This window comes from Chitinophaga sp. (assembly GCF_017745275.1).
Lineage (GTDB): Bacteria > Bacteroidota > Bacteroidia > Chitinophagales > Chitinophagaceae > Chitinophaga.
The window spans coordinates 324284-350127 of record NZ_JAGHZS010000009.1; the positions used below are offsets into that span (position 1 = coordinate 324284).

Below are 25844 nucleotides of genomic sequence, written 5' to 3' on the forward strand. Positions count from 1 at the left end.
ATATCCACCACCGGAACTCCTTATTTAGTGCCCGCTTATGCGGCTTGCTCTGCTATGTATTTCACAAGGCTTCTTTTAGCCACAGGCAGCAGCGTTTCATCTACCGGCAGTACCAATGGTGTTTCCACGCAATACACGGCAGGATTGGGCAAATTATTTCGCTCCCGTATCAGCATCGCCTTAATATGCCCTATGGTGTGTACAAAATCCTTTTTATACTCCTGCACATACTCAGTATGAATACCACGGAACTTCTCATCATGCCGCTCGAAAATTGTGAGCCGGTAGGCATAAACGCGGGTATAGCTGGCCCGCCCATCGCAGAGTAAGAAGTAGCCTTCCGTTGTTTCCAATGGAATCAGTCCCACCGGAAAGATGCTCAGGTTACCCGCCACGTACTCATAAATCTCTGCTCCTTCCTTGATCGTGTTGTTCAACTGCGGCAGAGAATATTGAATAATGGATTCCAGTTCGGCCATCAGCTCATCATCAGCAATCAGCTGTTCATATAACAGCTCCAGCTTTTGCAGGTTAACGGCGGTGAGTCGTTTGGGGAACTGCTGTTGTAAAAACTGCTTATTGTCCCGGAAGGCGACAAGATTGTTGTAATGGAAAATGATGTCAGCCAACTGCGGGTACAGCTTGCTTTCGTTGAAGTAACAGTTGATGTCCTGCAGGTAGGCTAATAAGGTATACTTCTTCAGCTCAAAGTCGATATAACCATCAGCGAACCAGGTTTCACTTAACGCTCCCATATCAATTAAATTTAATGGATCTGATACTGAATTTACGAAAAAAAACCCGTAAAAAGGAGCGTTTCCCGGTACTTCGGAGGATTTTAAATAATATTTATATCCTTATCAAAGTTCACCCTATAAAGGATCTAACCGGGAATATAGTAGTAAAAAAGAGGGTAATAACAAAAATATTTTAAACGCGACTTTTTTATTAGCGTAATTTTCATAACTTCAGTATATTATTTTTCATTTTTTTAATTTCAGTTATCATGAACATTTACGTAGCCAACCTGCACTATAGGTTGAACGATGAGGATCTCCATCAGATTTTCAGCGATTTTGGAGAGGTTACCTCCGCTAAGGTTATCAAAGACCACGAAACTGGCCGCTCACGTGGTTTTGGCTTTGTGGAAATGCCTAATCAAGAAGAAGGAGCGAAGGCTATGGATAGTTTGAACGGCAGCGAAATCGAAGGTAAGCAATTGATGGTAAACGAAGCAAGACCTAAACAACCGAATAATAATTTCAAAGGTGGCGGTGGCAACAACCGTGGCGGCGGAGGATATGGTTCCCGCGACCGTCGTTATTAATAATCATCCCCTTTATTCGGCACAAAGGAACTGAGAGGGACGCTTCGTAAGAAGTGTCCCTTTTTTTAGCTGAAAGCATAAAGCCGAAAGCATAAAACTATTGAAGCGAATGATCAATGCGTAATTCGCAAAGTTCATTCGCTTCAATAGTTTTATGCTTTCGGCTTTATGCTTTCAGCTCTTACTATATTCCTCTTTTAGGATCGAAGTTCTCCAGTTCCTGTGCCACGGCAGTCAGGAAGGTAGCGCCCAGTGAACCGTCTACAATACGGTGATCATACGACATAGACAGGTACATCATGTGACGGATACCAATGGTATCTCCTTCCGGTGTTTCGATTACCATCGGACGTTTCTTGATAGCCCCTACCGCCAGGATAGCTACCTGCGGCTGGTTAATGATAGGCGTTCCCATCAGGCTGCCAAAAGTACCTACGTTGGTCAGGGTAAAAGTACCGCTTTGGGTATCTTCCGGCTTCAGCTTATTGGTGCGGGCGGCATTGGCCAGGTGATTCACCTGTTTGGTAATGCCTACCAGGTTGAGCTGATCCGCGCTTTTAATTACCGGAACAATGAGGTTACCGGTTGGTAAAGCCGCAGCCATACCGATATTGATATCTTTCTTAATAATAATTTTATCTCCATCCAGGGAGCAGTTGATCAGCGGGAAACGCTTGATACACTTCACAATGGCTTCGATAAACAGCGGGGTAAAAGTGAGTTTCTCTCCTTCACGTTTTTCAAATTCACCTTTCACCCGATCGCGCCATTTCACCAGGTTGGTCACATCGGCTTCAGCAAAGCTGGTCACATGCGGGCTGGTTTGTTTACTCATCACCATGTGGTTGGCGATCAGCTTACGCATACGGTCCATTTCCACAATTTCCACGTTGCCGTTATAAGTAGGCGACGCCACGGTTGTAGGCGCAGTTACCACTGGCTGACGGGAAGGAGCCACTGCTGCCCCTACCGGTTCCGGCGTTACATCAGGGATAATCTTTCCTTCTTTACGGTCTGCCACGTATTGCAGGATGTCTTTTTTGGTAACACGGCCATCATTACCAGAGCCTGGAATCTTTTCCAGGTCAGCAAAGCTGACACCTTCCTGCTGTGCAATGGTGAGCACCAATGGAGAGTAGAACTTTGCGCCACCGCCAGATACGGCAGTTTCAACTACCGGAGCCGGCGCTGAGGTGAATTTTGGCTCAGTAGCCACTGCAGGCGCTGCAGGTACTACAGGTGCAGTTGCCGCCGCTGCATCGGCATTGGTATTAATACGGGCAATGACAGTACCTACTGCCACCACATCATTTTCGTTAAAGAGCACTTCCGTGATCTCTCCTTCTGCGATAGAAGGTACTTCGCTATCCACTTTGTCAGTGGCAATTTCAAGTACGGTTTCATCCACCTTTACGTGATCGCCCGCCTTTTTATGCCAACGCAAAATGGTGGCTTCCATGATGCTTTCCCCCATTTTTGGCATTACCAATTCTACAATGGCCATAAGATTGATTTTTGCTTTAGTGCGCGACAAATTTAAGGGAATTGTACCAATTCAAAAGGCCCCAATATCCCTATTCCAGAATGAGTTTGCGCAGCTCATTCATGGCATATACAGCCGTCATCTGGGTATTCCGTTCCCGGTCGTACCGCAGCTGAAATTTTACCGCATTCACCTTGTCCTTACTGCCTGCTGCCACCCACACTGTGCCCACCGGTTTTTCCGGTGTACCACCGTCTGGTCCCATAATCCCCGATACCGCAATGGCATAATCTGTATCCAGCAACTGTAAGGCGCCCGCTACCATTTCCCGCACCACCGCTTCACTCACCGCTCCTTCTGCCGCCAGTGTGGACTTCTTCACACCCAATACTTCTTCCTTGGTCTGATACGCATAGGCCACTACGCTTCCTTTGAAATAAGCTGAACTCCCCGGAACAGCCGTGATCCAACTGGCTATTAATCCGCCGGTACAGCTCTCCGCAGTAGCTACGGTTTTGTTCCTTTCTTTCAGTAATTGTCCTAATACCTCTCCAATGGTGATATCCTGGTCTGTTACCACAATATCCGACAGCAAGGCTTTCATTTCATGAAACAACACGCTCACTTCGGCAGCTACGGAAACCTTGTCTTGCCCGAAGGCGGTCAGACGCAGCTTCAGCAGGCTATAGCTGGGCAGGTAAGCCAGCTTTACGTGTGGCGGCAATTTCGCTTCAAAATTCACGAGGCGCTCTGCTACAAAAGATTCGCCCATGCCGGAAGTAATCAATGTTTGGTGTATCACGGCAGGTGTCTGGAAATGCTGCGTCAGTTGCGGCAGCACATAACTTTCCATCATGCCCTGCATTTCATGTGGTACACCGGGCATCGATACATAGATCTTCCCGTTTTTCTCAAACCACATCCCTGGCGCGGTGCCTCTTTTATTGTCGATTACGGTGCAGGACTCCGGCACCATCGCCTGATCCAGGTTACGTTGCAGGATAGGCAAGCCCCTGCTTTCGAAAATATGCAATACATTGGCGAGGGCCGCCTCATTTTGCACCAGCCTGGTATTAAAATAAGTGCAAAGCGTGGGCTTGGTAATATCATCTGCCGTAGGCCCTAATCCCCCTGTTATCAACACAATGTTAGAAACCGCCGCTTCTTTCTCCAGCGCTTCCAGTATATCTTCCTTTATATCGCCAATGGCTACACGGCGATGTACCCAGATCCCCATCGCATTCAACTGCTGTGCAATCCAGGCGGAATTGGTATCTATTGTTTGTCCTATCAGCAACTCATCCCCGATAGTAATAATACTGGTTGTGATCTTTTCCATGATGCTAAAGGTTATTTTCAGGAAAGAATGGCAACAGCCGCTTCTTTAGCTCTTCCGGTAATCCGGCTTTCAGCTTCGTTTTCACGTCAATGAATACCAATGTAGTAACTCCCACATTCAGCAATTCATTCTTCTCATTATACAACTCGCTGTGAAACTGTATTTTAGAGCTCTTCGGCAACTCCCGGAGTGTAGTCTTCACCGTTATAAGATCGTCATAATACGCCGGCCGCAGGTATTTCACATTCAATTCAGCTACCGGCATAATCACGCCCTGATCTTCCAGTTCCTTATAGGTAAAACCCAGCTCCCTGATGGCTTCTGCCCTTCCTACTTCATAATACAATCCATAATTACCGTAATAAAGATACCCCATCTGGTCTGTTTCACCATAGCGCACCCGGATCGTTGTTGTACTGATAAACATGGTTCCTTCCTCTTTTATACCTGAAAAATTACTTGAAAACTTTATTTACCCAATGCTCCGTCAATGGAAAATTTACCCGGACCAGTGAATAACAGCGTCACAAATGCGGCCAGGAAAAGAATCGGTAATTCTTTTTCCGGGATCGACTTGGATGCCTGGATCATAAAAATAATCACACTCATACAAATCACCAATGGAATGGAAGCCAGTCTGGTCAACAGTCCCATGATAATCAACACCGCACAGAACACCTCTGCAAAAACTGTCATCCCCAAAGAAATTTTATGACCTACCCCTAAAGGATCCGGAAAAGAATTCATTTTGGCAGTAAAATTGATCAGCTTGGGCCAGCCGTGCATTAATATCATTCCTCCGAATACTACCCGGAGTACCAACATAGAAAAATTAACAGCGCCGTTCGTGTAACCGGTTGAGAACAGTTTTCTCATAGTAGGTAAGGTTTTTGTACTTGAAATTATTTTTCGCAAGATAAATGAATAGACTTTGCCTTGCTACCGGAGTTATCCACATTGTTGGAAACGCAATCTGAAAAGAAGAGATATAACTTTTATATTTGCCAACATCGGTTCGCAAAGGCGCGAAGGAGCAAAGGAGAATAAGAAAGAGAAGTGAAAAGGGGCAGAAAAATATCACATCATCTTTGCGCCTTCCCCCGCCTGGCTCCTTTGCGTGAAAATATTTTGCCGGAAGATTCGTTTTAAACGCATATTCAAGAAATAACAGCTATAGCATGCACTTCATAAGAAAAGTTTTAGTACCCGGACATCTGTACTTATCGCTCGTGGCTTTCGCCGGCGCAGGTTTGGCAGGAATGCCTGCCGCACAGGCACAACAAACACGCGTATATACAGATCCGGAAAAAGTATTCAAAGACGCCCAGCAATATTTCCAACAGGAAAAATATGCTGTATCCATGCAGCTTTTCAAGCAAACAATTGATAACATCGATTATTTCCATGAAACGAACCGCGACCTGGTAAAAACAGATGCGTTCTACTATTATACCATCTGTGCCCTTAAACTGCAACAGGACAATGCAGAGAAAGAAGCACTCCGGTTCCTGAAACTGGCCAATAACAACGCCCGCGAAGAACTCGTGAGCTACCAACTGGCCAAATACTATTTCCGCCAGAACAAACTCAAAGAGGCTATTCCCCTCTACGAGAAAGCCAACATCGAAAACCTATCCAATGCGGAAATCGCAGAGGCCAAATTCGAACTGGCCTATTGCTATTTTAATCTGAAAGACTTTAAAAAAGCACAGCCGCTCTTCTCCTCTATCAAAGAAGTTCCCGGCAAATACAGTATCCCGGCCAATTACTACTATGGTTTCATCGCTTACTATAATCACCAGTACGGAGAAGCACTCAACAGCTTCCAGAAAGTAGTCAATGAACCTAAATACAGCAATGTAGTACCTTACTACATCGCCGAAATTTATTACTTCCAGGGTAAAACCGATCAGCTTATCGCTTATACAGAACCCCTCCTCGATAAAGGCGGCCAGTACTACGAAGCAGAGCTGAAACAACTTCTCGGTAAAGCATATTTCGAAAAGAAAAACTACCAGAAAGCATTACCCTACCTGCAAGACTTCCAAAACAATGCAGATGAGGTAAGAAATGAAGATATCTACCAATTATCGTATGCCTACTATCAGACGAATAACCTGAATAAGGCCATCAGCGGCTTCAAACAACTGAGCAGCTCGAAAGACTCATTGGGTCAGAATTCTATGTACCTGCTGGGCGACTGCTACCTCCGCACCGGCCAGAAATCAAATGCACGCAACGCCTTTGCTTTTTGTGCCAACAACAGCTCCAATGCACAACAACAGGAAATTTCCCGCTTCAACTACGGCAAATTATCCTATGAACTGGGCTACCCCGATGCGGCACTCAATGAGCTGACACAATTTGTAAAAACTTATCCGCAGTCTGCCTATAACAAAGAAGCCCGCGAAATACTGGTGAATCTCTTCATGAACAGCAACAACTACAAAGATGGTTTAGCTACCATTGAAATGATTCCCGATAAAAACCCGACCGTACTAAAAGCTTACCAGAAAGTAGCCTACGGACGCGCCACCCAGCTGATCAACGACCAGCAACTGGCAGAAGCCGACCGCCTGCTGGATATTGCCATCAGCAATCCATACGATCCGCAAATCAAACAACTGGCGCATTTCTGGAAAGCAGAAATTGCCCTCCGTCAAAATAAAACAGACCAGGCTATCACTAACCTGAACGCCTATCTGAATACTACCGCCCCCGTTTCCGGTGAAGCCAATGCCCAAACCGCCAGCTATAACCTCGGTTACAGCCTCCTGAAACAAAACAAATACGCGGAAGCACTACCACATTTCGAAACAGCACAGAAAACCAGCGGCCCGAATGCACAACGTATTGCTACCGATGCCGCACTCCGTAGTGGCGACTGCTACTACATGCTGCGCCAATTCCCTAAAGCACTGGCACTGTATGATCGTATCATCAGCAACAACGAACCCGGCGCCGATTACGCAACTTATCAGAAAGCCGTTATCCTGGGCCTGCAGGGAAAACAAAGCGAGAAATTAAACCTGCTGAAACAACTGGGTAACAAGTTCCCCAGCTCCGGGTTTAATAACGAAACAGATATGGAAATAGCCAATACCTATCTCTCGGAAGAAAAATATACAGAAGCCATTCCTTTCCTGGAGAATGTATTGCAAAAACAACCCAACGGCGCCAACGCCCCAAGAGCATTGCTGAAACTGGGCCTGAGTTATTTTAATAAAGACAACGACAGCAAAGCATTGGCTTATTACCGCCAGGTAGTGGAAAAGTTCCCCGGTTCACCGGAAGCAAATGAAGCCCTGCAAAGTATGAAATCGATCTACGTCAGCCAGGGTAAAACCGACGACTACCTCGCTTTCCTGAAAGCCAGCGGCAGAACCGTTACTGCTACCGCGGAAGATTCTCTCACCTATGCAGCAGCAGAATCACGCTTCAGCAACAACGATTGCACTGGTGCTACCACAGGGTTCAATAACTACATCCAGAAATATCCAAACGGGCAGTTTATCTTACCCGCTTACTTCTATAAAGCAGAATGCGCCTATAACAACAAAGACTATACGGCCGCGCTGCCGGCGTACGAATTTGTATTGTCGCGCAACAATAGCCTGTATGCAGAAAGATCTGCCCTGCAGGCTGCCAATATCAACTTCTACCAGGTAAAAAATTATGAGAAGTCGAGGACCTATTACCTGCAACTGCAGGACCTCGCCACCAGCAAAGAAAACAGCCTTTCTGCCACCCGTGGATTACTCCGCAGCAACTATCAGCTGAAACACTGGGATGAAGTATCCAACTACGCAGAGATGCTGCTGGCCGCTGCCAACATCAGCACAGACGATCAGATCATTGCACACTTCTATCGCGGTAAAGCACTGCAACAGGCGAAAGATTATGCTGCCGCACTGACGGAATTTAAAACCGTTGCCAACATGACGAAATCTGAAACAGGTGCAGAAGCCCGCTATAATATAGCCGACTGCTACCTGCAACAGAATGAACTGGATGCTGCGGAAAAAGCCGGCTTCGATGTGATTAAAAATACCCCATCCTACGAATACTGGGTGGCTAAATCATATATCCTGCTGGGAGATGTATATGCCCGTCAACAGGACTATTTCAATGCAAAAGCTACTTACCAGAGTATTGTTTCCAACAGCACCATTCCTGAACTGAAACAGGAAGCGAAAGAGAAACTGGCAAAAGCAGAAGCAGAAGAAAAAGCAGCCGGTAAAAAACCAAAGAAATAACATTCGTTCCGGATGTTGGAATTTTGACATTTAAGCGCAACACAGCATGAACATTCAAGCAATATATAACAAACGTACTTTCATCACCACCGCACTGGGCGTAGCCGGATTGCTGTCTTCACAAAAGACGTTCGCACAGGAACCGCTGAAACAGGAAACGATCGATATCATTTCCACTAATCAGCCTAAACTGCGGGATGCCTATAAACTCAATCTCACCGCTACCTTACCTGGAATTGATACCAGCAGACCATCGCTGAAATACCAGATTCCGGCACTCAACCTGAATTTCATGTACCAGGCCACGCCGCTGAAACCACTGGCACTGGGAAAGGATTCGCTTTCTTACCTGCAAAACAATTTCCTGAAACTGGGCTATGGTAACCTGAAAACACCTTATGTACAGGCAGGCTTCGGTAGTGGCAGAAAAGACGTGTATAACTACGGGTTATATGTGAACTACACCGGCTCCCAGGGCAAAGAAATCTCCGATCAGATCTACAGCAACCTGAATGTACTGGCCTCCGGTACTTACCTGTTGCCTAAACTCCGCTTCGATGCCAGCATCGGATACGACCGGAACACCGTGCATTACTACGGCTATGGTCATGATACCGCCAGCTATAAAAAAGATGATACCCGCCAAACCTTTAACCAGCTTACTGCTACGGTAGGAATGCAAAACCGGCCGCAAAACGACTGGGCATTTACCTTCCAGCCACAGGTGAAATTTATTCTCTTCAATGATGCCTTTAAACGCACAGAGAATACCTTCCTGTTGAAAGTACCGGTACGTAAACAGGTGTTTGAAGATATCTACATTGGCGTGGAAGGCGTTTTTGATTTATCTACCTACAAACAGGATAACAACCGCGCCATCAACAATAATATCGCAGCCATCCATCCTGCAGTGGATATCATTAAGCCAGGTTTTGTGTTGCATGCAGGGGTTAATCCTACGTGGACCGACAGTAAATTCTACCTGCTGCCAGACATCGTGAATGAGTCGCACCTGGTACGCAAAAAACTGATCCTGAGCAGTGGATGGATTTCCTATTTTGAAAAGAATTCCTATCGTAACCTGGCTAACAAAAATCCGTTCCTGGCGGGCTTACCCGGCGATTTGCTGAATACCCGTGTAGAAGAAAAATATACCGGTATCAAAGGTACATTGGGCAGTCACTTCAACTATAACACCAAATTCGCTTCCGTTACCTGGTACAATATGCCGCTGTTTGTAAATGATAGCGCAGATACCAAAATGTTTACTACCCGTAACGAAACCATGCTCCGTGCTTTCCAGCTGCACGCAGAAGTGGGATATATTGAAGAAGAAAAATTCCAGGCACGTGTTACCTTCGACTGGTACAACTATAACAAACAGGAAAAAGAAGTACAACCCTGGCACCTGCCTCCTTTCCAGGGCGATTTATTTGTGCAATATACCATTGCTAAAAAATTGCGCCTGAATGCGGATCTCTTTGCCCTGAGTGGTAGTTACTACCTGCTCCCCAACAAAGATTTCAACAAAACCAAAGGTGCATGGGACCTGAATGCGGGCGCATCCTATGATATTACAAAAAACTTTGGCCTCTGGGTAAACGCCAATAATATTTTCAACTCTCACTACCAACGCTACTACCTGTATCCAACTTATGGATTCAATGTAGTAGGTGGAGTACTGATCAAGTTCTAAATGGGCTGCAACCCATTTACATCAGCTTTTAGCCATTAGCTTTCAGCTTTTAGCAAAATGCAGCGGAGAACATGTGATATGTTTATCTTCGCTGCATTTTGCTAAAAGCTGAAAGCTAATGGCTAAAAGCTCTCAAAAAATCTTAACTTCCCTTTTGGCAAAACAGCAGAAAGCACGAGAATACACCATATCCTGCGTCCTCCGCTGCATTTACTAAAAGCAAACAGCTAAAAGCCAATGATGTTACAACTATATATCCAGGAAGTGCTGTTTAAACAGCGGGTTTGTGTGGTACCACAGCTGGGAACTTTTTCTGTACAACATTTTCCGGCACATTATAATTCACAAACACAAACGTTGACACCTCCCCGTGAGCAGGTGATGTTTACCCAGCAATGGCAGGATGATGGCTCTTGTGTAGAGTGGATTGCCCTCAAAGAAAACCTGGTACCGGCAGTAGCACAACGTAAATTTGAAAAATACCTGGAAGAACTGAAAGAAGGCCTCAAATCCGGTACTCCATTGGTGCTCCCTGGTATTGGCCAGTTGCAGGGCGACTTTGCCGGCAACATTCATTTCCATGCAGAAGAGCTGCCAGTGGAAAAAGCAAGTTTAGATATTACTCCTATTCATCGTCCTGAAAATAAAACAGACAATAAACCCGGCGCCTATACGCCGCCCCCCACGCCTGTTCCGGCCATAGAGCCGATTATGACCGAGGAAGTGGAAGATACACTGGAAGCCGTTACAGAAGAAAGTGGATTTAAATGGTGGTGGGCCGCTATTCCTATTGCCGCTGTTATAATAGGTGTGGGCATTTGGTTGTATCTCTCTAACACACCAGGTAGCGGTGAGGCAGCACCTGTGGTGAATACAGATTCTATTGCAAAGCAACATGTGGCTGACTCCCTGAAACAGGTTGCCATTGCGGACTCCATAGCAGCCGCTAATACGATACAAACTTATTATGCGGTGATTAACCCACATAAAGACAGCAGCGAAGCAGTAAAGGAACAGAAGAAACAGGCTAAATGGGGAAGAACGCTGGTGATCTATAAAAGAGACAGCTTATTCAGGACTGCAGTAGAACTGCACGTGTTACCAGCGGATACAACACCTCATCTGGATACTATCAGGCGCGAGTTTAAAAGATCAGACATCTACCTGGAACATTAATATCAAACTTTAATTTCACCCGCTACAATCTCCAGCCCCTCTGCAAAAGTATGGGGCTGGTAGCCCAGTTCTTTTGCGGCCTTATCGATTACCAAACCTGTTTTTGCAGGACGTGCAGCCGGTTGCGCCAGTGTTTTGGAGCTAATCTTTTCCACCAGTGAAGTATCCAATTGGAAGAATTCTGCCGTTTTAATGGCCATATCATATGGTGTCAGGACTTCGTTACCGGAGATATTAAAGAAACCACTGGCTTTTTTATCTGCAATCAGCAAACAACCTTTCGCCAGATCATGACATAATGTAGGAGTACGCCACTGGTCATCTACAACTTTTACTTTCTTTCCCTGTTGTAAATTATTTTTCACCCAGGTAATCATGTTATTGCGATGTGGATCTGCCACCACCCCATATACCAGCACGGTGCGTACAATAGCCCATTGCAATTTACTGTTGGCTACCAGGCGCTCTGCCGCTACTTTACTGGTACCATAGTAATTGATAGGGTTTACGGCAGCGTCTTCGCCATAAGGTCCCTGTAATCCGTCAAATACAAAATCAGTAGAGAGAAAAATGAAGAAGGCATTCACACTTTCTGCCGCATGTACCAGGTAACGTGTAGCCCCTACGTTAGTATCCCAGCAGGCATCTTTATTTTTTTCACAATCATCTACCTGCGACATAGCGCCACCGTGAATGATCACGTCCGGCTTATGCTTTTCTACGAGCTGCTTTACACTGGCGGCCTCCCGGAGGTTCACCGCCTCATAAGTGTAATTATCCCGCAGGGGAAAACGATTAGGGCCTCTGCCTGTAGCTATTACATCATACTTTCCATCTTGCAGAAAAAGCGGGATCAAATGCTGACCCAATAATCCGTTACTACCTGTTATAAGTACCTTCATATTTATTTGTTAGCCTATTTTTAAAGATAAGGAAAAAAGCAGAAAGCATAAAGCACAAAGCAAAAAGCCATTGCAGCAAATGAACCAAAGCGAATAGGATATCCGCGGTAATCACTCGCTACAATGGCTTTTTGCTTTGTGCTTTATGCCTTCTGTTATTTACCCATGCCCAGGTTGTACATGGTAAACGCCCAGATATCCGTGGCTTCATCAATCAGCTTAGACGTAGGTTTACCTGCTCCATGCCCGGCCTGTGTTTCAATACGGATCAGGGCAGGATTAGGACCTGCATTATCAGCCTGTAGGGTAGCTGCAAACTTAAAAGAGTGCGCAGGCACCACACGGTCGTCGTGATCACCGGTAGTAATTAATGTAGCGGGATAAGATGTGCCGGGTTTCAGGTTATGCAACGGTGAATACTTCAGCAGGTATTTAAATTGTTCCGCATTGTCGCTGCTACCATACTCCACCGCCCAGGCCCAGCCGATGGTGAATTTCTGGTAACGCAACATATCGAGTACGCCTACTGCCGGCAATGCTACCCTGAACAGGTCAGGACGCTGCGTCATGCAGGCGCCTACCAGCAGGCCTCCGTTAGAACCGCCACGGATCGCGATCTTCAATGGGTTGGTATATTTTGTTTTCACCAGGTACTCCGCAGCTCCGATGAAATCGTTGAATACATTTTGTTTTTTATCGAGCATGCCTGCTTTATGCCATGCCTCCCCGTATTCGCTGCCACCGCGCAGGCCTACTACCGCGTATATACCGCCCTGTTCCATAAAGTACAGGTTGGAAACGCTGAAACCTGGTGTTTGCGGAATATTAAAACCACCATAGCCGTATATCAATACCGGATTATTGCCGTTTGTTTTGATACCTTTTTTATAAGACAGGAACATAGGAATGCTTTCCCCATCTGCACTTTTAAAGAATACCTGTTTGGTTTCAAAATCAGCCGGATTAAATTTCACAGCCGCTTTATCATATAAAACAGATGCGCCGGTGCTGATATCATATTTATAGATGGTAGGTGGTGTAACGAAAGACGTAAAGGAATAGAAAAATTCCTTATCGGCCTTCTTACCCCCAAATCCGCCGGCAGCACCGATGCCCGGCAATTTTATTTCACGGACCAGCTTCCCCTGGTAATCATGTTGATAAACTTTGGTGGACGCATCTTTCAGGTAAGAAAGAAATAAGTAGCCACCACCTGTGCCTACACCCTGCAAGGCTTCTTTCCTTTCCGGTACCACTACTTTCCAGTTGGCTTCTTCCGGATGTGCGGGATCAATCAGCACTACTTTATAGTTAGGTGCGTTGTGGTTGGTACGCACCAACAGCTTGTCGCCATCATTATCGATCACCTGTGGTTCATAGTCGAAACCTTTCACCAGCAGGGCAAAGTCTTGCTGCGATGGGTTATGCGTATCCTTATAATGAAGTTCTGCACCGGAAGTACCTTCTGTGGTGGAGAGAATGAGGAAGCGTTCATCTTCTGTTACCTGAACGCCGGCGTTGCGCAGGGGATGTGCATCATCTTTATATATTAACTGGTCTTTGTCCTGTGCATCGCCCAGCTGATGATAATATACTTTCTGGTATTCATTTTTACCGGAAAGCTTGCTTTGTTCATTGGGTTTATCGTAGCGGCTGTAATAGAACCCATTTCCTTTCCAGGCGAGGCCACTGAATTTTACCCACTCGAGTTTATCGGCCAGCAATTGTTTGGTGGCTACATCTATGACGAAGCCTTCCTGCCAGTCGGATCCTGCTTTGGCGAGCAGGTAGGCAGCATATTTCCCATCTTTGGAGAAGCTGATGTTGCCTAATGCGGTGGTACCGGCGGCGGAGAGTTTGTTGGGATCCAGGAAAACCTCGGAAGGACCGCCTAAAGTAGCGGAGCGGTAAAGAACGGCCTGGTTCTGTAAACCATCATTTTTAAAATAGTAATAATAATCACCATGTTTAACTGGCGCCCCATTTTTGGGATAGTTCCAGAGTTCTTCCAGGCGTTTCCGGATTTCCGCACGGAAAGGGATCTGGGAGAGGTAGTCCTGTGTAACCTTGTTCTGTGCTATCACCCAGGCTTTTATTTCTTCGCTGTGGTCGTTTTCGAGCCACCGGTAAGGATCTGCGATTTTTGTACCGTGATAATCATCTACGGTATCCACTTTTTTTGTATCCGGATAATTGATATGTTGTTGTTGTCCCATTGCCTGTAAAGTCATAAAACTCACGCTCATAAAGATCCACCTCCTATTATATTTTTTAAACATGCGTAAAATTTTTTAAAAATTTTGGCTACTTTGTTTGACGGAAATTAAAAATTTAGGTTATTTCATCAGATAACAGTTAGAAAACAATTGCAAAATGTTATTTTTGTGCGCCTTTAAGATATTTTTTTAGCAATTTATATGAAAAAACTGAACAACATTGCAGTCCTTACATCGGGAGGAGATGCTCCTGGCATGAACGCCGCAGTTCGTGCAGTTGTAAGAACGGGCATTTATCATCAGCTGAATGTGTATGGCATTATGTACGGCTATAGGGGAATGTTGAAGAACGAAATTTTCCCAATGGAGTCCAAGTCTGTTGCCAACATTATACAGCGCGGGGGCACCATCTTGAAGACCGCCCGGTGCAAAGAGTTCTATGAATATGAAGGGCGAAAAATGGCTTACGAAAATCTGAAAAAACACAACATTGACGGGCTGGTAGTTATCGGTGGCGACGGCTCGTTTAATGGTGCGCAAAAGTTCAGCCAGGAATTTGACATTCCGTGTATAGGCTTGCCTGGTACTATTGACAAGGACATTGCGGGGACTGATTCTACTATTGGTTTTGATACGGCGGTGAATACGGCGGTAGAAGCGATAGATAAGATCAGGGACACAGCGGATGCGCATGATCGCTTATTTGTAATTGAGGTAATGGGCCGTGATGCCGGTTACATCGCTTTACACAGCGGCATTTCCACTGGTGCGGAGCACATATTGCTGCCTGAACGCAAAACAGAAGTAAATGACATTATCGAAGAACTGCAGGCAAATGAACGCCGCAGGAAATTGGTTAACCTGATTGTAGTAGCCGAAGGTGATGAAACCGGCGGTGCTACAGAAGTTGGTCGCATTATTAAAGAAAGGTGCCCTCAGCTGGATACCCGGGTAAGTATCCTCGGGCATATTCAGCGTGGCGGCGCTCCCACCTGCACAGATCGTATTCTGGCCAGCCGTCTCGGCTATGCAGCAGTAGATGCCCTCCTCGAAGGCATTCATAATGTAATGATTGGCGTGGTAAACGACAGAATCCATTACACTCCTCTTGATAAAGCTGTTAAAGCCAAACAGGAAATTGACCCCGAATGGTTTAAGATTGTTAAAATTCTAGCGAGTTAAAAAATTAGACTTATGAGTACAAAGGATCTTTCGAAATACTACCACAAGCAGATGGACAACGCTGCAGGTAGGGAACACTCTTCGCACAAAACAAAAATCGTGGCTACCGTAGGCCCGGCCTGTGATACCTATGAAGGATTACTCACCCTGGTAAAAGCAGGTGTGAATGTATTCCGCCTGAACTTCTCTCACGGATCGCATGAAGACAAAGCACGCATCATTGAATATATCCGTCAGATCAACAAAACTGAACCTTATACTGTAGCGATCCTGGCCGATTTACAGGGTCCTAAACTCCGCGTAGGTGAAATTGAAAACAATGCCCTGCCGCTGAAAAAAGGTGATCTCCTCACCTTTGTTAACGAGAAGCTGGTAGGTAACATGGAAAAAATTTACGTTTCCTATCCCGACCTGTATAAAGATCTTCGCGTTGGCCAGAAAATTTTGCTGGACGATGGTAAAATTGAAACTGTTGTAAAAGATATCACTGCAAATGGTGAAATCAAAGCTGAAGTAACCTTACCAGGTGTATTGTCTTCCAAAAAAGGCTTTAACCTGCCAGATACCAAAATATCCCTGCCAGCACTGACTGACAAAGATATTATCGACCTGGAATTCATCATCGATCACGAATGCGACTGGGTAGCTTTATCTTTCGTAAGAAGTGTAAAAGATCTCGCTTTACTGCGCAAACGCCTGGAAGCACGCAATTCTAAAATCAAGGTGATCTCTAAAATTGAGAAACCTGAAGCTATCCAGAACCTGAAAGAAATTATCTGGGAAAGTGATGGTGTAATGATTGCACGTGGTGACCTCGGTGTGGAACTGCCGGTTGAGCAAATTCCAATGATCCAGAAAGATATCATCCGCAAGTGTATTCACCGTGCAAAACCGGTAATCGTGGCTACACAGATGATGGAGAGCATGATGGACCGCACCCGTCCTAACCGTAGTGAAATCACCGACGTAGCAAACGCTGTACTGGAAGGTGCCGATGCAGTAATGCTCAGCGGCGAAACCGCTACCGGTATGTTCCCTGAACTGGTGATTCAAACCATGAATAAAATCATCCAGGAAGTGGAAAAAGAAGCGATCATCTACAACCGTAACCTGATCCCTCACCGCCACTCTCCTACCTTCCTCTCCGATGCACTGTGCTACAACGCATGTAAAATTGCGGAAGACCTGGATGCAGATGCCCTCATCGGTATGACCCAAAGCGGCTACACCGGCTTTATGCTGAGCAGCTACCGCCCACGCAGCCCACTCTTTATCTTCACCAAAGAAAGATCACTGGTAAATCAGCTCAGCCTCAGCTGGGGTGTACGTGCCTTCTACTATGAAGAAGAAGAAAGCCTCGATGATATCGTTTTCGATCAGATCAACATCCTGAAAGAAAGAGGTTTCATCAAATCTGGTGATGTGTGCGTAAATACCGGTAGTACACCTGTAAAAGATCACTTACCTACTAACATGTTGAAGATCACGAAAGTGGACTAAAACAGCTGTTAGCTATCAGCTTTTAGCCATTAGCAAAAAGCTTTTAGCACTCACAAAATATAGATGGAGATGGAGTTTTACTACTTCATCTCCTTTTTTTATCCCATTCAATCTCCGCAGCATTTACTAACAGCTAACTGCTAAAAGCTAACAGCTAAAAAACATATACAGACTTGTCTGTTTTTAAGAAATAATCCCTAATATTGCCCTATGAAAGAAAATGGTGCTAAAGAAAGGATCTTAAATGCTGCCGGTGAATTATTCTATGAACAGGGCTACCTGGCCACCGGCATCAACCAGATTATTGAAGAAGCAGGCATCGCCAAGGCCAGCCTGTACCAGCACTTCCCCTCCAAGGATGCGCTGCTCACCGCTTACCTGCACAGAACCCGCCTCCATAACCACGAGTTAAGGACGCAGTTTCTGAATAAGCTGGCCCCGGGAAAAGACAAGCTCATGGGCCTGTATGAATACCGGCTGCAGCATATGCAAAGCAACCATTTCAAAGGCTGCGCCTTCATCCGCATTGCCTACGAACTACCCGGACTCAGCGACGAGGCCATGGCGCAAATACGCACCCATAGCCAAACCATCCGCACCTTTATCACCGAACAATTATTAGTCATTCGTAAAAACTTCCCGGAAAACGAACTGGAAGAGATGGCAGACATGCTGCTCAATCTCTACGAGGGCGCCGGCCTGCAGGGATACATCCTGAAATCCCCCAAGCCCATGGAAGACACCAAAAAGGTAGTAGCCCGTCTTCTTGACACACTATAAAACACTTTCCTTAACAATTAAATAGTCATCGGCACCGCCGCCGATATACTTTTTCACCGCTTCAAAAATTTTGGCCGTATGAAAACAGACCAGTCTGTATATATTCAATCACCTGCCATCAATCCATGGATGACCCTGGGCGTTATCCTGCTGGCGCCACTCATCACCGTGATAGATGTCTTCATCGTTAACATCAGCTCACCAGCCATCAAAGGCTATTTTCACAGCACAGACGCCGCCCTGGAACTGGTGATCGCCTCCTACCTGCTGGGATATGCCGTATTCCTCATCACCGGCAGCCGCACCGGCGACTACCTCGGCAAAAAAAGCGTATTTATCACCGGACTGGCCGCTTTTACCATCACTTCCGGTATGTGCGGCTTTGCCACCTCCATGGAAATGCTCATCGTATCACGCCTCCTACAAGGTATCGCCGCCGCATTTACGGTACCACAAACCATTACACTGATTCAACTGAACTTCCAGTCGCCCACCGATCGCGACAAAGCCTATGGCCTCTATGGAGCCTCATTAGGTACCGGCGCCACCATTGGCCAATTCCTGGGCGGATATTTCGTTTCCTCCCACCTGATCCACGATAGCTGGCGGTTGATTTTTCTCGTGAACCTGCCCTTCGGCATTATCGCTATGATACTGGCCTGGTTCTTTGTACAGGAGTCTCCGCAAAATAAATCGACCCGCTTTGATGTGCCTGGCACCCTTTTGCTCACCCTGGCCTTGTCTTTCTTAATATATCCTATTGTACAAGGCACAGAACTGGGCTGGCCTGCATGGACCATCGGGATGCTGGCAGCCGCTTTGGTACTCTTAATTATTTTTGTGCGCTATCAATACCGGAGAGGTATTCAGCAACGGGATCCGCTGGTACCGCTGGATCTCTTCCGCATCCGCAGTTTCAACACCGGCATCATCAGCGTATTATTTTTCTTTGGGGTGAATACCGCATACATTTTTATTATCTCCATCTACTTCCAGTCGGGCTTTCATCTCCCTCCTTTCAAAACCGGTAATTACTTTGTGTTGCAAACGCTTGCTTACCTGGCGGCTTCTTTGTGGTCTATCAAAAACGCAGGCCGTTATGGAATCCGGCTGTTGCAGGTGGGAGTTATTGCTATTGTAACAGCTTTTATCCTGCAATTAATTTTATTTCAGGGAGATGAGATCACGCCCTGGGCTATTTTCCCCTGTTTGATCATCTACGGCATGGGCTCAGGCCTGCTGATGCCTTCCTTATTAAAAGTAGCCATGTGGGATATGCCTGCTGCCAAAGCAGGAGCAGCCAGCGGCGTGTATTCCACTATCCAGCAAATTGCTTCTGCTTTGGGAGTAAGTATTTTAGGCGGTATATTTTTACGCCTGGCGCACACTTCAGGCAACTACTACCTGGCGTATAAAGTAGCCCTGTTCTGCATGATAGGCTACCTGGCGATAGTCATGTATATGCTGCGCCGGGTTAAGCGCTGATCACTTTATTTTCTTTTTTTATAGGTCAGCACATAAATGAGAAAAGCGGTGGCAATTAAAGCAGTACCTGCAATACAAACGCCTGGCCATTGTGCAACAGACCATACCCATAAGCCAATACCGGATCCAAGCGAGGTACCCACAAAACTGGTGGTCATAAACACCGTGTTTAAACGGTTCCTTGCTTCCGGTAACAGCGTATAAATGCGGGTTTGATTGGATACATGGATTCCCTGCAAGCCCAGGTCTATCGCAATAATGCCGACAATAATGCCGATAATATTGGCCCGGAAAACGTAGAACAGGAAGTAGCCCAGGAATAAGAAAATGATACCATACCCAATGGCTATACGAGGATTTTTCTTATCCGCAATCCGTCCTACTAATGGCGCACCTAAAGCACCCGCAGCGGCCGCAAGTCCCATTAAACCAATTTGCTCACTTGTATAATGGAAGGGGGCGTCCGATAACAGGAACACAACGGTAGTCCAGAACATCCCAAACATAGCAAAGCAACAGGCGTTAATAGCCGATGCTTCTCTTAACATGGGCTGCTCTTTGACCAATGTCAGCAACGATTTCATCAGGTCGCCATACGTGCCCTGGAAATTCGGTTTACTGGAAGGAAAAGATGTAATCATAATCACCGCCAGCAAAGCACTGATACCCGCTGCGATCCAAAACATAGCACGCCAGCCAAGGTGATGTCCTACTACGCCGCTAAGCGTGCGCGATAACAGGATGCCAACAAGCAAACCGCTCATGATAGTACCAATTACTTTACCGCGACTGGCAGGATCAGAAAGATTCGCCGCCAATGGCAGGATCAGTTGGGGCACTACGGAAGTAAAGCCAATCAGTAAACCCGTTATTTTCAACATAGTAATATTTACCGACATGGCAGCTGCTATCAACGCGCCTACTGCCGCCACCGTCATCACTACAATCTGGCTTTTTCTTTCCAGTTTATCGCCCAGCGGTACGCAGAACAACAGTCCCAGCGCATAACCTACCTGCGTGAAAAAAGTAACTTGCCCCGCGTTGCTGTCGCTGACACCGAACTCTTCGCTCATCAATACCAGCAAAGGTTGGCTGTAATAAATGTTTGCTACAATGAGCCCGGTACAAAGGGCCATAATTAATATATTCCATCTGCTAAGTGCCATAAAATCGTGCTGTCTTTTTTTGACAATGCAAAGATAGCAAGTTCGCTTTTACGACTTCGCTTTTAGTGGAAAAGGGTAAATTTGTGTGACTATTTACTTAAAGCTAACGGTATGTTTACAAGCATTAATCCATTTACGCAGGAAACCATCGCTGAATATGCAGCACATACGCCCGCAGAAATAGAACAGAAATTACAGCTCGGACATAAAGCCTGGCAGCAGTTAAAGGAAGTGCCGCTGGAACAACGCCGGAAATGGATGATGGAAGTGGCGCAATCCATGAAAGACCAGGTAGATATGCATGCTGCGCTGATTTCACAGGAAATGGGAAAAACGCTGAAAGAAGCCAGGGCTGAAGTGTTGAAATGCGCTACCTCCGCGGAATATTATGCTGAAAACATTACAGAGATGTTGCAGCCCAAACCGATTCATTCTGATGCCTATAAAAGTTATGTATCTTATGAATCCAAAGGTATTATACTCGCTATCATGCCCTGGAATTTCCCCTACTGGCAGGTATTTCGCTTTGCTATTCCGAACATACTGGCAGGTAACACAGGGCTGTTAAAACATGCCAGCAATGTAAGCGGCTGTGCACTGGCCATCGAAAAAATATTTACCAACAGTCATTTTCCGGCAGGTACTTTCCAATCACTGCTGGTATCTTCCAAAGATATTACGCCTGTTATTGCAGACGACCGCGTACAAGGTGTTACGCTTACCGGTAGCACACCGGCAGGTAAAAGTGTAGCAGCGCTGGCAGGTCAATATCTCAAGAAAACTGTACTGGAGCTGGGGGGCAGTGATCCTTTTATTATTTTGAAAGATGCAGACCTTGACGCTGCTGCTAAAACAGCCGTACAAGGCCGCATGCAAAATGCCGGGCAATCCTGCATTGCGGCCAAGCGCTGGATTGTAGAAAAAGAAGTGGTAGCCGACTTTACTGCAGCCGTAAAACGTGTTATCCAGGAGATCAAACAAGGAGATCCCTCCCTGGAAACCACTACCATGGGGCCTATGGCGCGGCCTGACCTGGCAAAAGATCTCGCGAGGCAGCTACAGGAAAGCATTAGCCAGGGTGCAAAGCTGGAGTTGGGCGGCACGTATGAAGGCTGTAACTTTGCCCCCACGCTGCTAACCGGGGTAACCAATCAAATGACGGCTTTCAAGGAAGAAACATTTGGCCCGCTGGCCGTTATCATAGAAGCTAAGGACGAAGCCCATGCTATTGCCCTCGCCAACGACACCATTTTTGGATTAGGCGCTGCACTATGGACCAGCGACCTCGATAAAGCAGCCAAACTAGCCACCCAGATAGAAAGCGGCAACGTTTTTATCAACGCCATGGTACGCTCCGATGCACGTTTGCCTTTTGGCGGCGTAAAACAATCAGGCTATGGACGCGAACTATCACTGGAAGGGGCACACGAATTTTTAAACGTAAAAACTGTATATATACAACAATAAAGCTGTTAGCCATTAGCTTTTAGCTTTTAGTAAATGCAGCGAAGAGTAACATATGACCTGTAATTTACTAACAGCTAAAAGCTAATAGCTAACAGCTAAAAGCTAGCTGCTAATGACCACTTCTCTGAAACGCGACCGCTACACTCCCTATATCAGTTTCTCCCGTAAAGACTGGGCAGAAAGAAGCGGTGATGCTTTGCTGCAAATGCAGGACTACGACCTGGAAGCGCTGCACGGCATGAACGAACCACTCACACAGGAAGAAATTACACAGGTATATCTTCCGTTGGCACACCTGTTAAATTTATACGTCACTGCCTCACAAAAACTGCATACCGCCACCAGCAATTTTTTGAGCAGCCAGGCACATAAAGTACCTTATATCATTGGCATTGCAGGTAGCGTGGCCGTAGGAAAAAGTACTACTGCCAGAGTACTGCAAAAATTATTACAGGCATGGCCTAATCATCCCCGGGTAGACCTGGTGACTACCGATGGTTTTTTGTATCCGAATAAAATACTGGAGTCCCGGAACATCATGAACCGTAAGGGTTTCCCCGAAAGTTATGATATCAAAAGACTGATACATTTCCTTGCCGATGTAAAATCCGGTAAAGAGAAAGTAGCGGCACCGCTGTATTCTCACCTGGAGTACGATATATTACCGGGACAATTGCAATGGATAGAGCAACCGGATATTGTGATTGTAGAAGGGGTAAATGTGCTGCAGGTACGTCCGCGGCAACAACAAAAAGATCCCGCCGTTTTCGTATCTGATTTCTTTGATTTCAGCATTTATGTAGATGCCGCAGAAAAAGATATCCGCAAATGGTACATTGCACGGTTTGAATCGTTGCGCAGAACTGCGTTCCAGAATCCTGATTCCTTCTTCCATCGCTATGCACATCTATCCGATACTGCTACGGTGGAATTAGCCACTCAAATCTGGGAAGATATCAACAAACCTAACCTGGAGCAAAACATTGCACCTACCCGTTACCGGGCCAGTTTGATCCTGGAAAAAGGACATCATCATTTTGTACAATCCATTCAACTGAGGAAAACCTGATGGCAGGTACTCAAAGCATACGTGAACAGCTGCAGGCATTGCTGAAAGCCCCCCTGATGGATTGGGACCGGTTTGAAGCCATCCTGCAGCCGGTTACTTTTCCTGCCGGGAGCTATCTCTCCGAAGCAGGAAAAACTGCCCATGCTATTTTCTATATTGAAACGGGTATGGTCCGGGTTTACACAGTTCACCAGGGCAAGGAAATTAACATGGACTTTGCCTTTCCCGGATCTTTCACCGCTTCTTACGCGTCTTTTATCACGCAACAACCAGCCGTTGTATATCAACAGGCTATTACGCCCATAACCGGCTATGCCTTCCATTATCACGATCTGCTGGCATTCTATGCCACTTCCCATGAAGCAGAAAAAATTGGCCGGCTGATGGCAGAATATCAATATCTCCAGAAATATAACCGGGAACTCTCTTTTCTTCAGTTGACCGCGCAGGAAAGATATGCACAATTGCTGCGGGATCACCCGGAAGTAATCCAACACATTCCTATCAAACAAATTGCTTCTTACCTGGGTATTGAGCCTGAAAGTTTGAGCCGTATCCGTAAAAATATGAGCCATCCGGATTAACTAACATTTGTTAGTCATATTTGCCAGGGAGATGCTGACCTTTGTGTCCTAAATCATCTACAAATGGCTTTCTTTTCCGGCTTATGCAGTATTGCGCTTTTGTTACTGGCGATTGGCTTTCTATTTTCAGTGGAGGCACTGAAAATATTTTCTTTCGATGCACGTGTAGCCGCCGCCGTTATGTTTGTGCTGATCGGCGTTTTCCATCTCGTCAAACCAGGAAAACTCGTTTACATGATTGAAGGCTGGTTCCCCTTCCCGCGCTTTCTTGTGCTTTTTACCGGCGCGCTGGAAGTAGTGCTGGGCATAGGTTTATTATTTCCGGACACCCGGTATTACGCAGGATGGGGATTAATGATATTGCTGGTAGCTATGTTTCCCGCCAATATCCGTGTAGCCGTAAAAAATCTACCGGCGCCTGGTGGGCTACCCGCCAAATCCTGGTATACGATGAGCAGATTGTTGTTTCAACCAATATATATTTTATGGATATGGTGGGCGATTAATTAATTAATACCTTTATTCCATTCTTTAAATTCATAACCATGCGCATACAATTTTTACGCAATGCCACATTGCTATTAGAATGGAATAACAAGCGGATATTGGTTGATCCTATGCTGGGCGCGAAAGACAGTCTTGATACCGTTGCCAACGCAGCAAACACCCTCCGTAACCCATTGACCGAGCTTCCTGTCAGCGAAGCAGCCCTGAAAGAATTACTGACCACGCTGGATGCTATCATCGTAACGCACCGTCATCGTGATCACTGGGACGTTACAGCGCAGGCGATATTACCCAAACATATACCGGTATTTTGCCAGCCCGCAGATGTAACGGCACTTACCGAACAAGGCTTCACCCAGCTCCATGCTGTTGATACGTCTGTTGTATGGGAAAACATCACCGTTACCCGTACCGGCGGCCAGCATGGCACCGGGGAAATCGGTAAAAAAATGGCCCCGGTTTCCGGTTTTGTATTACAGGAAGGCCCCATGACGTTATATATTGCCGGAGATACTATCTGGTGTGAAGAAGTAAATGCAGCGATGGATACGTTCCAGCCCAACTATGTAGTGGTGAATGCCGGCGCTGCACAGTTTCTGCAGGGCGATCCTATTACCATGACCGTCGCCGATGTGATTACCACCATACAGCATCCGGCAAAAAGCAAGGTCATTGCCGTGCATATGGAAGCCATTAACCACTGTTTCCTCACCAGGAAGGCGTTGGGAGCAGCAGTAAGCGCTGCTGGATTATCTGCCATAATACCTGAACAGGGCGAATGGATAAAACTATCTTAGTTTTTTGGAATGAATAAAGTGAACAACTGCTCATGCCGTGAATATGGGTATATTTATCAGCGATAAGATAACTCCTCCTGATAACTTACATTACCTAATAACATCCCGCATGACAAAGTTGGTAAAATCAGTGAAAAGGGTCTACGTATGGCTGTTTGCCAGAAAAGCATTTTACAGATTCAATTTATACTTCTACAAACTGAGTATGTGTGGGCTGGGTATCCGTAATTTTGAAAATGATAGTGTGTCCGGCGAAAAGGCATTTATCCGCTATCTTATCCGGAACCGGAAATTGCATTCCGGCGTAATCCTGGATGTAGGCGCCAATGTAGGGAACTACACGGTCATGCTTCGGAAAAACAATATATCTCTGCCCATATTTGCATTCGAGCCACATCCGGTGGCATTCAGGAAGCTGGAGGAAACTGCCCGTACACATCAGTTTACCGCCATTCCGGAAGGCGCCGGTGAAATACCTGCCACTACTACCATTTACGACTATAGTGGTGATGGCGGTTCAGAACATGCCAGCATGTATGAAGATGTTTTCAGCACCCTCCGCCACAGCCAGGCAGAGGGTGTTGTTATTCGACTGACCACCATCGATGACTTTGTCGCCAAACACCAGATAGAACGGATTGCACTCCTAAAAATTGATACGGAAGGAAATGAACTCAATGTGCTGAAAGGGGCTGCTAATACCATCCGCCAGGGACTGGCTGATGTGATCCAGATAGAGTTCAATGAGATGAATGTTATTTCAAGGACTTTTTTCAGAGACATTAAGAGCATCCTGCCTGACTACAAATTTTACCGGCTGCTACCCAACGGCTTGCTACCACTGGGCCCCTATAATACCACCGAATTTGAAATCTTCGCCTTTCAGAATATTGTAGCAATCAGGCAATAGTG

General features: G+C 46.0%; 22 protein-coding genes. 14 read left to right on the forward strand and 8 right to left on the reverse strand.

What is annotated here, in order from left to right; genetic code table 11:
* Positions 1-35: 35 nt before the first annotated feature.
* A complete protein-coding gene (locus J7623_RS26415; protein WP_291926547.1) occupies positions 36-755 on the reverse strand; it encodes a hypothetical protein in 720 nt (239 codons plus the stop codon).
* A 251-nt stretch (positions 756-1006) separates the two neighbouring features.
* Here J7623_RS26415 and J7623_RS26420 point away from each other — a divergent pair, with 251 nt between their 5' ends.
* Positions 1007-1327 (forward strand): RNA-binding protein, encoded by a 321-nt coding sequence (locus J7623_RS26420; protein WP_079468754.1) that lies wholly within the window; start codon positions 1007-1009, stop codon positions 1325-1327.
* 184 nt (positions 1328-1511) lie between these two features.
* Here J7623_RS26420 and J7623_RS26425 read toward each other — a convergent pair whose 3' ends face one another.
* The 4 genes from J7623_RS26425 to J7623_RS26440 form a co-directional block, all read right to left on the reverse strand.
* Positions 1512-2831, reverse strand: a complete 1320-nt coding sequence (locus J7623_RS26425) for a dihydrolipoamide acetyltransferase family protein (protein WP_291926558.1) — start codon at positions 2829-2831, stop codon at positions 1512-1514.
* 70 nt (positions 2832-2901) lie between these two features.
* Positions 2902-4149 (reverse strand): CinA family nicotinamide mononucleotide deamidase-related protein, encoded by a 1248-nt coding sequence (locus J7623_RS26430; protein ID WP_291926562.1) that lies wholly within the window; start codon positions 4147-4149, stop codon positions 2902-2904.
* A 4-nt stretch (positions 4150-4153) separates the two neighbouring features.
* A complete protein-coding gene (locus tag J7623_RS26435) occupies positions 4154-4576 on the reverse strand; it encodes a thioesterase family protein (RefSeq protein ID WP_291926565.1) in 423 nt (140 codons plus the stop codon).
* 41 nt (positions 4577-4617) lie between these two features.
* Positions 4618-5025, reverse strand: a complete 408-nt coding sequence (locus J7623_RS26440; protein ID WP_291926568.1) for a DoxX family protein — start codon at positions 5023-5025, stop codon at positions 4618-4620.
* Positions 5026-5327: 302 nt separating this feature from the next.
* On the opposite strand from J7623_RS26440, the gene J7623_RS26445 reads away from it, so the two are divergent.
* From J7623_RS26445 to J7623_RS26455, 3 genes are all read left to right on the forward strand, one after another.
* Entirely contained in the window at positions 5328-8405 is a 3078-nt protein-coding gene (locus J7623_RS26445) for a tetratricopeptide repeat protein (RefSeq protein WP_291926571.1), read from the forward strand.
* Positions 8406-8451: 46 nt separating this feature from the next.
* Complete coding sequence (locus J7623_RS26450; RefSeq protein ID WP_291926573.1) at positions 8452-10101, forward strand: hypothetical protein; 1650 nt, start codon at positions 8452-8454, stop codon at positions 10099-10101.
* 237 nt (positions 10102-10338) lie between these two features.
* Positions 10339-11277, forward strand: a complete 939-nt coding sequence (locus J7623_RS26455) for a hypothetical protein (RefSeq protein WP_291926575.1) — start codon at positions 10339-10341, stop codon at positions 11275-11277.
* A gap of 2 nt (positions 11278-11279) precedes the next feature.
* On the opposite strand, the gene J7623_RS26460 is transcribed toward J7623_RS26455, so the two are convergent.
* Both J7623_RS26460 and J7623_RS26465 read right to left on the reverse strand, forming a co-directional pair.
* Positions 11280-12179 (reverse strand): SDR family oxidoreductase, encoded by a 900-nt coding sequence (locus J7623_RS26460; RefSeq protein ID WP_291926578.1) that lies wholly within the window; start codon positions 12177-12179, stop codon positions 11280-11282.
* A 155-nt stretch (positions 12180-12334) separates the two neighbouring features.
* On the reverse strand, positions 12335-14425 hold the full coding sequence (locus J7623_RS26465; protein ID WP_291926580.1) for a prolyl oligopeptidase family serine peptidase: 2091 nt from the start codon (positions 14423-14425) through the stop codon (positions 12335-12337).
* Positions 14426-14596: 171 nt separating this feature from the next.
* Between J7623_RS26465 and pfkA the strand changes: the two genes are divergently transcribed.
* The 4 genes from pfkA to J7623_RS26485 all read left to right on the forward strand — a co-directional run bounded on the left by pfkA (position 14597) and on the right by J7623_RS26485 (position 19342).
* A complete protein-coding gene (pfkA, locus tag J7623_RS26470) occupies positions 14597-15577 on the forward strand; it encodes a 6-phosphofructokinase (protein WP_211976676.1) in 981 nt (326 codons plus the stop codon).
* 12 nt (positions 15578-15589) lie between these two features.
* Complete coding sequence (pyk, locus tag J7623_RS26475) at positions 15590-17077, forward strand: pyruvate kinase (protein ID WP_291926584.1); 1488 nt, start codon at positions 15590-15592, stop codon at positions 17075-17077.
* A 210-nt stretch (positions 17078-17287) separates the two neighbouring features.
* Positions 17288-17857 carry a TetR/AcrR family transcriptional regulator gene (locus J7623_RS26480; protein WP_291926588.1) on the forward strand — a complete coding sequence of 190 codons (570 nt, stop codon included), beginning with the start codon at positions 17288-17290 and terminating at the stop codon, positions 17855-17857.
* 78 nt (positions 17858-17935) lie between these two features.
* The gene (locus J7623_RS26485; RefSeq protein ID WP_291926590.1) at positions 17936-19342 is read left to right on the forward strand and encodes an MFS transporter; all 1407 of its coding nucleotides are present in this window, start codon (positions 17936-17938) and stop codon (positions 19340-19342) included.
* 5 nt (positions 19343-19347) lie between these two features.
* Here the strand turns inward: J7623_RS26485 and J7623_RS26490 are convergent, their stop codons facing one another.
* A complete protein-coding gene (locus J7623_RS26490) occupies positions 19348-20508 on the reverse strand; it encodes an MFS transporter (RefSeq protein WP_291926592.1) in 1161 nt (386 codons plus the stop codon).
* Between the two features lie 111 nt (positions 20509-20619).
* On the opposite strand from J7623_RS26490, the gene J7623_RS26495 reads away from it, so the two are divergent.
* The 6 genes from J7623_RS26495 to J7623_RS26520 all read left to right on the forward strand — a co-directional run bounded on the left by J7623_RS26495 (position 20620) and on the right by J7623_RS26520 (position 25842).
* The gene (locus J7623_RS26495; protein ID WP_291926594.1) at positions 20620-21975 is read left to right on the forward strand and encodes an NAD-dependent succinate-semialdehyde dehydrogenase; all 1356 of its coding nucleotides are present in this window, start codon (positions 20620-20622) and stop codon (positions 21973-21975) included.
* A 112-nt stretch (positions 21976-22087) separates the two neighbouring features.
* Entirely contained in the window at positions 22088-23044 is a 957-nt protein-coding gene (coaA, locus tag J7623_RS26500; RefSeq protein ID WP_291926596.1) for a type I pantothenate kinase, read from the forward strand.
* Positions 23044-23628, forward strand: coding sequence for a Crp/Fnr family transcriptional regulator (locus J7623_RS26505; RefSeq protein WP_291926599.1), 585 nt, complete (start codon positions 23044-23046; stop codon positions 23626-23628). Before coaA ends, J7623_RS26505 begins: the two co-directional genes overlap by 1 nt.
* A 63-nt stretch (positions 23629-23691) precedes the next feature.
* Positions 23692-24138: a DoxX family protein gene (locus tag J7623_RS26510; RefSeq protein ID WP_291926601.1), complete on the forward strand. Its 447-nt coding sequence runs from the start codon at positions 23692-23694 to the stop codon at positions 24136-24138.
* 35 nt (positions 24139-24173) lie between these two features.
* Positions 24174-24932: an MBL fold metallo-hydrolase gene (locus J7623_RS26515; RefSeq protein WP_291926602.1), complete on the forward strand. Its 759-nt coding sequence runs from the start codon at positions 24174-24176 to the stop codon at positions 24930-24932.
* A 109-nt stretch (positions 24933-25041) separates the two neighbouring features.
* Positions 25042-25842, forward strand: coding sequence for an FkbM family methyltransferase (locus J7623_RS26520; RefSeq protein WP_291926605.1), 801 nt, complete (start codon positions 25042-25044; stop codon positions 25840-25842).
* Positions 25843-25844 lie beyond the last annotated feature (2 nt).

What these genes read in the sequence shown, in the direction of transcription:
- J7623_RS26415 (WP_291926547.1), bottom strand. Translation starts at nt 755, where the DNA reads ATGGGAGCGTTAAGTGAAACCTGGTTCGCTGATGGTTATATCGACTTT.
- J7623_RS26420 (WP_079468754.1), top strand. Translation starts at nt 1,007, where the DNA reads ATGAACATTTACGTAGCCAACCTGCACTATAGGTTGAACGATGAGGAT.
- J7623_RS26425 (WP_291926558.1), bottom strand. Translation starts at nt 2,831, where the DNA reads ATGGCCATTGTAGAATTGGTAATGCCAAAAATGGGGGAAAGCATCATG.
- J7623_RS26430 (WP_291926562.1), bottom strand. Translation starts at nt 4,149, where the DNA reads ATGGAAAAGATCACAACCAGTATTATTACTATCGGGGATGAGTTGCTG.
- J7623_RS26435 (WP_291926565.1), bottom strand. Translation starts at nt 4,576, where the DNA reads ATGTTTATCAGTACAACAACGATCCGGGTGCGCTATGGTGAAACAGAC.
- J7623_RS26440 (WP_291926568.1), bottom strand. Translation starts at nt 5,025, where the DNA reads ATGAGAAAACTGTTCTCAACCGGTTACACGAACGGCGCTGTTAATTTT.
- J7623_RS26445 (WP_291926571.1), top strand. Translation starts at nt 5,328, where the DNA reads ATGCACTTCATAAGAAAAGTTTTAGTACCCGGACATCTGTACTTATCG.
- J7623_RS26450 (WP_291926573.1), top strand. Translation starts at nt 8,452, where the DNA reads ATGAACATTCAAGCAATATATAACAAACGTACTTTCATCACCACCGCA.
- J7623_RS26455 (WP_291926575.1), top strand. Translation starts at nt 10,339, where the DNA reads ATGATGTTACAACTATATATCCAGGAAGTGCTGTTTAAACAGCGGGTT.
- J7623_RS26460 (WP_291926578.1), bottom strand. Translation starts at nt 12,179, where the DNA reads ATGAAGGTACTTATAACAGGTAGTAACGGATTATTGGGTCAGCATTTG.
- J7623_RS26465 (WP_291926580.1), bottom strand. Translation starts at nt 14,425, where the DNA reads ATGAGCGTGAGTTTTATGACTTTACAGGCAATGGGACAACAACAACAT.
- pfkA (WP_211976676.1), top strand. Translation starts at nt 14,597, where the DNA reads ATGAAAAAACTGAACAACATTGCAGTCCTTACATCGGGAGGAGATGCT.
- pyk (WP_291926584.1), top strand. Translation starts at nt 15,590, where the DNA reads ATGAGTACAAAGGATCTTTCGAAATACTACCACAAGCAGATGGACAAC.
- J7623_RS26480 (WP_291926588.1), top strand. Translation starts at nt 17,288, where the DNA reads ATGAAAGAAAATGGTGCTAAAGAAAGGATCTTAAATGCTGCCGGTGAA.
- J7623_RS26485 (WP_291926590.1), top strand. Translation starts at nt 17,936, where the DNA reads ATGAAAACAGACCAGTCTGTATATATTCAATCACCTGCCATCAATCCA.
- J7623_RS26490 (WP_291926592.1), bottom strand. Translation starts at nt 20,508, where the DNA reads ATGGCACTTAGCAGATGGAATATATTAATTATGGCCCTTTGTACCGGG.
- J7623_RS26495 (WP_291926594.1), top strand. Translation starts at nt 20,620, where the DNA reads ATGTTTACAAGCATTAATCCATTTACGCAGGAAACCATCGCTGAATAT.
- coaA (WP_291926596.1), top strand. Translation starts at nt 22,088, where the DNA reads ATGACCACTTCTCTGAAACGCGACCGCTACACTCCCTATATCAGTTTC.
- J7623_RS26505 (WP_291926599.1), top strand. Translation starts at nt 23,044, where the DNA reads ATGGCAGGTACTCAAAGCATACGTGAACAGCTGCAGGCATTGCTGAAA.
- J7623_RS26510 (WP_291926601.1), top strand. Translation starts at nt 23,692, where the DNA reads ATGGCTTTCTTTTCCGGCTTATGCAGTATTGCGCTTTTGTTACTGGCG.
- J7623_RS26515 (WP_291926602.1), top strand. Translation starts at nt 24,174, where the DNA reads ATGCGCATACAATTTTTACGCAATGCCACATTGCTATTAGAATGGAAT.
- J7623_RS26520 (WP_291926605.1), top strand. Translation starts at nt 25,042, where the DNA reads ATGACAAAGTTGGTAAAATCAGTGAAAAGGGTCTACGTATGGCTGTTT.